Source organism: Photobacterium sp. S4TG1, assembly GCF_036040035.1.
Lineage (GTDB): Bacteria > Pseudomonadota > Gammaproteobacteria > Enterobacterales > Vibrionaceae > Photobacterium.
In genome coordinates this window covers 1-314 of sequence record NZ_JAYXUH010000061.1, presented here as the reverse complement: position 1 = coordinate 314, position 314 = coordinate 1, and the positions used below count along the sequence as shown (strand labels likewise).

Below are 314 nucleotides of genomic sequence, written 5' to 3'. Positions count from 1 at the left end.
TTCGAACCAGGGAATGACGGCATCAAAAGCCGTTGCCTTACCGCTTGGCGATAGACCTACAGTGTGCTTTTTCAAGCTATCTCTCAACTCTATTGAGAGAATGGTGCGGAAGGAGAGACTTGAACTCTCACACCTTGCGGCGCTAGAACCTAAATCTAGTGCGTCTACCAATTCCGCCACTTCCGCATTTCGTCAATGAATAAACATTGAATTTCAATTTTATAATAAAATTGAAATGGTGGCTACGACGGGATTCGAACCTGTGACCCCATCATTATGAGTGATGTGCTCTAACCAACTGAGCTACGTAGCCA

At 44.9% G+C, this 314-nt stretch carries 2 tRNA genes; both read right to left on the bottom strand.

The features are described 5' to 3' along the window. Window positions 1-101: 101 nt before the first annotated feature. Window positions 102-186, bottom strand: a tRNA-Leu gene (locus tag VXS03_RS20165). Between the two features lie 50 nt (window positions 187-236). Continuing rightward, window positions 237-313 (bottom strand) — tRNA-Met (locus tag VXS03_RS20160). Window position 314 lies beyond the last annotated feature (1 nt).